The following is an 8,466-nucleotide window of genomic DNA, read 5'->3' as shown; positions in this document are numbered from 1 at the left end:
GGTATTTTCTACACGGCTTTACTTCACTACGACCGCTTCGGTTCCGACACTAAAGAGAAGAAAACTCTCTTCTCTCCTTAACGTGTCTCATTTTATCTAAAAAATGTATAATAACAAAAATATATTACATATTGTCATAAAAGAGTCCATATTGATAAAAATTAAAATTGAATGCAGGGAGGCACTAAATGCCGAATCGTAAAAATTTAGTTGCATATATTACTACCGGTTTCCCTTCATTGGAGTTTACAGTTGATGCTGCCTTGGCTTTAGCTGAAGCAGGTGTGGATACACTTGAACTTGGTATGCCTTTTTCTGATCCTGTTGCCGATGGTCCCGTCATAGAAAAAGCAAACCTGAAAGCCTTGGAAAACGGTTTTAAACTTGACCATTTGTTTGAAGCTTCTGCAAAGATAGCTCCTCATATAGATACCTTATGGATGGGTTACTTCAATCCTTTTTACCATAAAGGATTAGATACTTTCATCACTGAGGCAAACAAAGCTGGCGTAAACGGTTTCATCATCCCCGACCTTCCTTTTGAAGAAGCAAGACCATATAAACCAGCTATAGAAGCTGCTGGCCTGAGCCTTATAGATTTCATTGCACCTACAGACAGTAAAGCACGTATAGAGCAAATTGTCACCGATGCGAAGAAATTCATCTACCTTGTAGCTTATGCAGGTATCACGGGTTCTGGACAGAGTGAAAACCTTCAGCCTATTATCACAGATATCAAAGCGTTCACAGATACCCCTGTCTATGTAGGATTCGGTGTAGATCAGAATACAGCCAAAGACAAAGCCAAAGGTGTAGATGGTGTTATCGTTGGTTCTGCTTTTGTGAAAGTACTTTTAGATGAGAGTTTAAGTGATGCACAGAAGATCACTAAAATTTCTGCCATTGCCAAAGAGATCAAAGAGAAGATCAACAGCTAGACCTTCTCTTTCTCCCATCTGTACACCCCTCCCATGCATCATAAATACCATTAAAGAAATTAGAGTATAATACTCTTAATTACAAAAAGGCTTACAACATATGGAACACTTTATCTGGAATGTCAATCCAAATATCTTAGAATTAGGTCCTTTACAACTTCGTTGGTATGGCCTGCTTTTTGTGGGTTCATTCTTTCTTGGACTGATGATCTTAACCAAGATATACAAACGAGAAGGTAAAGACCCTGCAGTACTTGATGCACTGCTTATTTATGTCATGGTCGGAGCTGTGCTTGGATCACGTTTGGTGCATTGTCTTTTTTATGAGCCTGATTATTACTTGTCCAATCCTTTAGAGATCCTCAAAGTGTGGAAAGGCGGACTGGCAAGTCATGGTGGACTGGCAGGAGTTCTCATCGCACTGTATATATTTGCAAAACGCCATAACACACCCTATATGTGGTTACTCTCTCGTGTGGCTATCCCCGGTGCACTGACAGCCGCTTTCGTACGTTTTGGTAATCTTTTTAACTCTGAGATACTTGGACTTCCAAGCGACAAACCCTGGGCCATCATCTTTGCAAAAGTTGACATGGTCCCCAGACATCCTGTACAGCTCTATGAAGCATTTTCCTACCTCATCATTTTAGTTCTTTTAGTAGCTGTCTACCGTAAAGTCACTCCTGCCTTTGCTACAAAGATACTCCCTGGTGTATTTTTAGTCACACTATTTACTGCACGTTTCTTTTTAGAATATACCAAAACAAGACAGGCCGCATACACGACTGATCTTCCTTTCACGACAGGGCAAATGTTAAGCATACCTTATATAATATTGGGTATCGTATGGATAATATGGGCATTTAAAAGTGCTTCTAAGGATACAAAACATGACAAAGCCTCTCATAGTTAAGTACGCATTGGGTATTGACATAGGTTCAACTACCGTTAAGTACGTACTTTGTGATGAAAGCTTTCACATTGTCGAAAAAGCCTATACGGCACATGATACCAAACAGGCGCCAACCCTTTTAAGACTCCTTGAAGAACTCTCCCTTGCACATCCGGAAGCTTATAACAAAATAGACAAAGTCTATATTACAGGTTCCGGAGCATCACGTATAGCGCCAACCATTAATGCACGTTTTGTTCAGGAAGTGAATGCGGTTGTCATTGCCGTAGAACACATGCATCCTGATGTAAGAGCCGTGGTAGAGTTGGGTGGACAGGATGCGAAGATCATCCACTTCAAAGAGAGTGAAGATGGTAAAAAGTCTGTTCTTACCTCCATGAATGACAAATGTGCTTCAGGTACAGGCGCAACCATCGAAAAATGTACCATGAAAGTGGGTATGGAGAGTGATGATATACAAAAACTCACTTTTGAAACAGATAAACTCCACCATGTTGCAGCAAAATGCGGGGTATTCGCGGAAACAGACATTGTGAACCTGGTCAAAACCTCTGTACCTTCTCATGAAATCATGAACTCTTTGGCAGATGCTATCGTCATGCAAAACCTGACCGTACTGACACGAGGAAATACCCTCATGCCTAAAGTTTTACTGCTTGGAGGGCCCAATACGTACCTGCCATTTCTGCAAGAATGCTGGAGGATACGTATTTCTGAACTCTGGGATGATCGTAGTGTAGCATACGACAAAAATAAGATAGATGAACTTATCATCGTACCTGACAATGCCCAGTATTATGCTGCACTGGGTGCGGTCATCTTCGGTGAGGGTGAAGCAAACAATGACAAACCATTTACTGGACTCATACAGCTTAAAACCCTTGTCGACACCGGTGGAATGACTCAAAATGACAACAACGATGCCCCACTTGTTTCCAGTCCTGAAGAGCTACAAGCCTTTAAAGATGCCTACACTATAAAAGATTTTGTGCCTCCTTTACTGACAAAAAAAACTACCTGTTTTTTAGGTATAGACGGAGGTTCTACCTCTTCTAAAGCTGTCTTATGTGATGAAAGTGGAGCATTGCTTTTAAAAGTTTATCAACTCTCCAAAGGGAACCCCATAGAAGACACTTTGGAGTTACTTCAAAAGATACAGGCAGAAGACCCAGACCACTACTATGATATTCAAGGTTTAGGTGTAACAGGTTATGCCGCTGATGTATTGGGTGGTGCGCTGAATGCAGATGCGAACATCATAGAAACTATCGCTCACATGAAAAGTGCCCAAAAAGCCTTTGGAGAAAGTATCAACGTTATCTGTGACATCGGAGGCCAGGACATCAAAGTGCTTTTTATGGAAAATGGCATGATGAAGAACTTCCGCCTCTCCAACCAGTGCTCTGCTGGTAACGGTACTTTGCTTCAGAGTATGGCAAAACAGTTTGGTGTACCCGTAGAAGAGTATGCAGAGACAGCATTTGAAGCCAAGCAAGCCCCACTTTTTAACTATGGTTGTGCAGTATTCCTAGATACTGACAGAGTAAACTTTCAAAAAGAAGGCTACAGCAAAGAAGAACTCTTTGCCGGTATCGCTAAAGTCTTACCTAAAAATGTCTGGCAATATGTGGTCCAGGCCCCTAATTTAGCTGCTTTTGGAGATCACTTTGTATTGCAAGGCGGTACCCAATACAATCAGGCAGCACTCAAGGCACAAATAGATTACATTAAAGACAAAGTGCCTCATGCCAGAGTGGATGTACACCCTCATCCAGGAGAAGCAGGTGCTTATGGTGCAGCCATAGAAGCCAAAGATGTGGTACAACAAAGAGGTTATGCTACCTTTGTCGGTATGCAAGAAGCACTGCAGATGACCTACACATCTAAAACCGATGAGAGCACACGTTGTCACTTTTGCAGTATCAATTGTTCCCGTACCTTTATAGACACACGAACACCTTCTTCGGACAGCGTACGTTACATTGCAGGGTTCTCCTGTGAAGAAGGAACTGTAGAGTCGCACGAAGCACTCAAAATACTTAAAGAGAGCAGAAAAGACTTACAGCAAAATACACCTAACCTTGTAAAAAAAGAGTCTATGTCCCTCTTTGCTCCTACCTATGATCTGGAAACGAAACCTACTGCTTCCACACAGATCAAAGAACAACAGGTTAAAGTGACACTGGGTGGCTGGGGTCCAACACTGCGAAAAGAAGTAAGTAGAGACTTTAAAGTCAGTAATGAACAAAATAAAACATATAGACAAAACGTAAAAATAGCCATACCAAAAGTACTGAACATTTACTCGCTTGCTCCATTTTTACGTACCTACCTCGAAGCGCTTGATCTTAGGTCTATGAACATACAGTTTTCAGGTTTTTCAAATGAAGACATGTTCCTAGAGGGTGCAAAATATGGTTCCGTAGACTCATGTTATCCAGCAAAAGTAGCCCAGTCTCATGTCTACTCTCTCATGTACGATAAAAAGTTTGCCAAGAAGCACTTTGATCACATGTGGTTCCCTGCTGTGACTCAACTGCCTGGCTATGTCAAACATACCATGGGGCAAACTTCTTGTCCTATCATCTCCGGTACACCCAAAGTAGTCTATTCTGCGTTTACCAAAGAGAAGGATCTATTTAAAGAGAAAAGCATAGACTACGTAGAAGATGCACTCAATTTTGATAACCGTGACTTACTGAAGAAACAGCTTTTTCAGACCTGGGGAAGCAAACTGCGCATCACAGAAGATGAAAATAACTGGGCAGTAGACCAGGCATGGAAAGCGTTAGATAAAAATGATGCGGACATTATGAAAGAAGGACGTGCCATTTTAGATGAAGCCGTTGCCAATGATGAAATAGTCATCTTGCTACTGGGCCGTCCTTACCATTCAGATCCGGGACTCAACCATGAAGTACTCGATGAATTTCAGTCTCTAGGATTTAAAACGCTCTCTATGCGTGCCATCCCAAAAGATGAAGCGTATCTGATGGATTATTTTAAAGAAGATGTTGATTCTAAATATATTGAATCACCTTATGACATACGTGATGTATGGGCAGAGAATTTTTCTACCAACTCTGCACAAAAAGTCTGGGCAGCCAAATTTGCAGCACGCCATCCTAACCTTGCCGTACTTGACCTCTCCAGTTTCAAATGTGGACACGATGCACCCACCTATGCGATCATAGATAAGATTCTGGGTGCAAGCCGTACGCCGCATCTCACCCTACATGACATAGATGCCAACAAACCTGGTGGTTCCATCAAAATACGTGTCAAAACCTTTGCCTATACTTTAAACCAGTATCAAAAAACGCTGACAAAAAAACAGATAGATACACAAAAAACACGTCACAGTCAAGAATTAGAGGAGTTAACAATATGAATGCCAAATGCAGTAGTATCAAATCCCAGGAGAACAATGAGACCTTAGCCTATCTTCATACAAATGGAACACAATGGAGAGATGTACCTGACGAACCTATACAGTATGCATCAAAAGAAGAGACTATCCTGCTTTCAGGTGGATTAACCATCCTACAAGACAAGCTTATACAAGCTGCTTTGCGCTCTATGGGTGAAAACTATATTTCCATGCCTAACCCCAATTTTGAATCTTTCCAAAAAGGTAAAGCCTATGGGAATAGAGGCCAGTGTAACCCTACTTATTTTACTGTTGGTAACCTAGTCAAATATCTACAGAACCTTCGTGATGAAAAGGGACTGAGCTCTGAAGAGATCGTACGAAAATACGTCTACATTACTGCGGGAGGGTGTGGGCCTTGCCGTTTTGGCATGTACATCACCGAATACAAAAAAGCTTTAAGAGATGCCGGTTTTGAAGGATTAAGGATCACCTCTTTTGATCATGACAAAGGTATCTTTCAGGGAGATGAGATCGATGATGGGATCTTAAACTTTACCCCTACGTTTTTCATCACACTGACCAAGTCTGTGATCATCGGTGATATCATGAACATACTTGGCTATAAAATTCGTCCGTATGAAGTGGAAACAGGCAGTGTAGATACCGCCATGAAAAAATGTGAAGATCTTGTTTCTGAAGCATTTTTAGAAAAAAAGAGTCTCTTAACCACATTGTGGAAATGCCGTGGCGTTTTAGAAAAAGTAAAGCTTGACCGTTTACAACCTAAAGCCAAGGTCATGGTCATGGGTGAATTTTGGGCTGCTATGACAGAAGGTGACGGAAACTACAACCTACATAGGTTTTTAGAGTCTGAGGGTGCAGAGTGTATTCCGCAGCCTATCATCAATCGTTTGCTCTTAAATCTCTGGGAAGCGGAACGTGCATTACATAAAAAAGAACATTTAAAGGTAGAAGGTGCAAAAAAGGTAGACTTCTCCTCTGTCAAAACACGTGTACTCATAAAAGCCGGTAAGCTAGCTATACAAGGCCACTTTAACCTCTATGCAAAAGTAATAGGATTACATGACTATGAGATACCTGACATGGATAAACTGGCTCTTCTAGGACAGGAATATTATACACTGGACTGTGACGGTGGAGAGGGACATTTGGAAGTAGCACACCTCATAGAATCTGTCAAAGAGAACATTTCCCACCTTGTCATCTCTGTCAAACCTTTTGGATGCATGCCTTCTTCTTCAGTCTCTGATGGGGTACAGTCACTTGTGACAAGCCGTTTCCCTGAAGCCAATTTCCTTGCCATAGAAACATCAGGTGAAGGGGCAGCAAACTTTTACTCTCGCGTACAGATGGCATTATTTAAAGCAAAACAATCAGCAAAAGAGGAGTTCGAAAATTTAATGATGCCAGAAGAGATACCAGAGAAGATACATAACTATCTCTATCAGCCTAAAAGTGAAAAAGCGGGTACCGCTTCACAATTGGTAGCAAGTTTAAAAGAAAGAGGGCTTTAACCCTCTTCTGTCTTGCGGATAATTTCAGCCAGTTCTTCTTCTTCAGTTTCATCGATATCCAGCTCTTCTACTTCCCCTGCTTCAGGATCTTTAAATACAGACATATCGAACTCTTTTTCACTCTTTGCCACGACGCAAGTCACGACAGCATCTCCAGTAACATTGACAGAAGTACGTACCATGTCAAGCAGTCTGTCAACACCCAAAATGAGCCCTATGCCTTCTACGGGAAGCCCTACCTGTACGAAGACCATAGAAAGCATAATGAGCCCTACACCAGGTACACCAGCTGTTCCAATGGAAGCCAGTACAGACATAAGTATTACCGTCAAATAGCCACTCATCCCTAGTTCAACTCCATAGACATTTGCTATAAACACCGTAGCAACCCCCTGCATAATAGCCGTACCATCCATATTGATCGTCGCACCAAAAGGTACAGTGAATGAAGCCACCGAGTTATCCACACCCATACGTTTTGTAACGGTTCTTAGTGTAACTGGTATCGTTGCATTGGAACTTGCTGTAGAAAAAGCAAAAACTTGGGCATCCCGTATCTTTTGTAAAAACATTTTAGGACTTAATCCAGAAAAAAGTTTGAGGAGAAACATCAACGTTCCAAAAAGGTGCAATAAAAGTGCCGCCACAAGAACCAATACATATCCGGCCAAACTGATAAGAAGGTCCAAGCCAAGTTCGGAGATAGCTTTGGCAAGCAATGCAAACACAGCAATAGGAGCCACGGACATAATGATATTTACCATATGCATCATCGCTTCATTTAGCACTTCTATGCCTTCTGCAATGTTTTGTGCTTTTTTTCCTACCATCAAAAGTGAGATACCCAACAAAATAGAGAAGAATATGATCTGTAACATATTCCCAGAAGCAAAAGCGTCAATGACATTGTCAGGGACAATGTTAATGAATACATCTGAAAGAGGCGGTGCTTCTTTCCCTGTAAACGTTGTGTCAGTCGTACCATTTGCCCCCGAACCAGGGGCCACGATAATCGCCAAACCTATAGCCGTAGCGATAGCTATAGCAGTCGTTAACATATAAAGGGCAAATGATTTTACCCCTACGCTTCCTAACTTTCTCACATCTCCGATACCTAGTACACCAGAGATAAGAGAGAAGAAGACCAAAGGTACCACTAGCATTTTCAGTGCGGTAATGAACATCTTTCCTATGATGTAGAAAATACCGCCCACAACATACTCTTGAACAAAGCTGCCTTCACTGTTCCAGCCACCAATATTGATAACCAGTCCAACGATGATCCCCAGGAACATCGCCCATAGTACTTTTTGTGTAAGTGTCATACTCATTTTCCTCTTATTCTGTCTTGCCCAACTATAGGTACTTTATTGATTATTGCATTATAACAAAAAACACGCTTTTCCCACCCTATTGACAAAGTAACCAAAAACTGTTATTATCCACCATCTTTCAGATATGGGGATGACTTGGTTTCGACTGGAGTAGTCGGGGCTATGTGCATGTCGGACTGGGCAATTCCGTTACGCGGCCCACACGCATTTAAACGCAAACAATACAGATTACCGTCCAGCTTACGCAGTAGCGTAAGTCATTAACCCCGCTAACGCGGAGGACTGCTTCGCCGGTGAGTGTCATCTTAACCGGATTTTGAAGTATCACATCTGATGACTATGCTCCCTGGAAGCTATGCCAGGGTGTGAGAAT

5 protein-coding genes are annotated in these 8,466 nt (G+C 41.8%); 4 read left to right on the top strand and 1 reads right to left on the bottom strand.

Going from position 1 to position 8,466, the window contains the following annotated elements; all coding sequences use genetic code 11:
• The first annotated feature begins 188 nt into the window (after positions 1–188).
• The 4 genes from trpA to ABYK33_RS11465 all read left to right on the top strand — a co-directional run bounded on the left by trpA (position 189) and on the right by ABYK33_RS11465 (position 6,759).
• A complete protein-coding gene (gene trpA, locus ABYK33_RS11480) occupies positions 189–938 on the top strand; it encodes a tryptophan synthase subunit alpha (protein ID WP_373033362.1) in 750 nt (249 codons plus the stop codon).
• Positions 939–1,038: 100 nt separating this feature from the next.
• Positions 1,039–1,851, top strand: a complete 813-nt coding sequence (gene lgt / locus ABYK33_RS11475; RefSeq protein WP_373033361.1) for a prolipoprotein diacylglyceryl transferase — start codon at positions 1,039–1,041, stop codon at positions 1,849–1,851.
• A complete protein-coding gene (locus tag ABYK33_RS11470) occupies positions 1,829–5,242 on the top strand; it encodes a BadF/BadG/BcrA/BcrD ATPase family protein (protein WP_373033360.1) in 3,414 nt (1,137 codons plus the stop codon). Before lgt ends, ABYK33_RS11470 begins: the two co-directional genes overlap by 23 nt.
• Entirely contained in the window at positions 5,239–6,759 is a 1,521-nt protein-coding gene (locus tag ABYK33_RS11465) for a hypothetical protein (protein WP_373033358.1), read from the top strand. The genes ABYK33_RS11470 and ABYK33_RS11465 overlap by 4 nt, the downstream gene beginning before the upstream one ends.
• Here ABYK33_RS11465 and ABYK33_RS11460 read toward each other — a convergent pair.
• Positions 6,756–8,084: a dicarboxylate/amino acid:cation symporter gene (locus ABYK33_RS11460; protein ID WP_373033357.1), complete on the bottom strand. Its 1,329-nt coding sequence runs from the start codon at positions 8,082–8,084 to the stop codon at positions 6,756–6,758. The genes ABYK33_RS11465 and ABYK33_RS11460 overlap by 4 nt on opposite strands.
• Positions 8,085–8,466: the final 382 nt, after the last annotated feature.

The organism is Sulfurovum sp. (assembly GCF_041562805.1).
Taxonomy (GTDB): domain Bacteria; phylum Campylobacterota; class Campylobacteria; order Campylobacterales; family Sulfurovaceae; genus Sulfurovum.
This window is presented reverse-complemented; position numbering and strand designations above follow the sequence as displayed.

Coding starts and splice junctions, on each gene's coding strand:
- trpA (WP_373033362.1), top strand. CDS start 189: ATGCCGAATCGTAAAAATTTAGTTGCATATATTACTACCGGTTTCCCT.
- lgt (WP_373033361.1), top strand. CDS start 1,039: ATGGAACACTTTATCTGGAATGTCAATCCAAATATCTTAGAATTAGGT.
- ABYK33_RS11470 (WP_373033360.1), top strand. CDS start 1,829: ATGACAAAGCCTCTCATAGTTAAGTACGCATTGGGTATTGACATAGGT.
- ABYK33_RS11465 (WP_373033358.1), top strand. CDS start 5,239: ATGAATGCCAAATGCAGTAGTATCAAATCCCAGGAGAACAATGAGACC.
- ABYK33_RS11460 (WP_373033357.1), bottom strand. CDS start 8,084: ATGACACTTACACAAAAAGTACTATGGGCGATGTTCCTGGGGATCATC.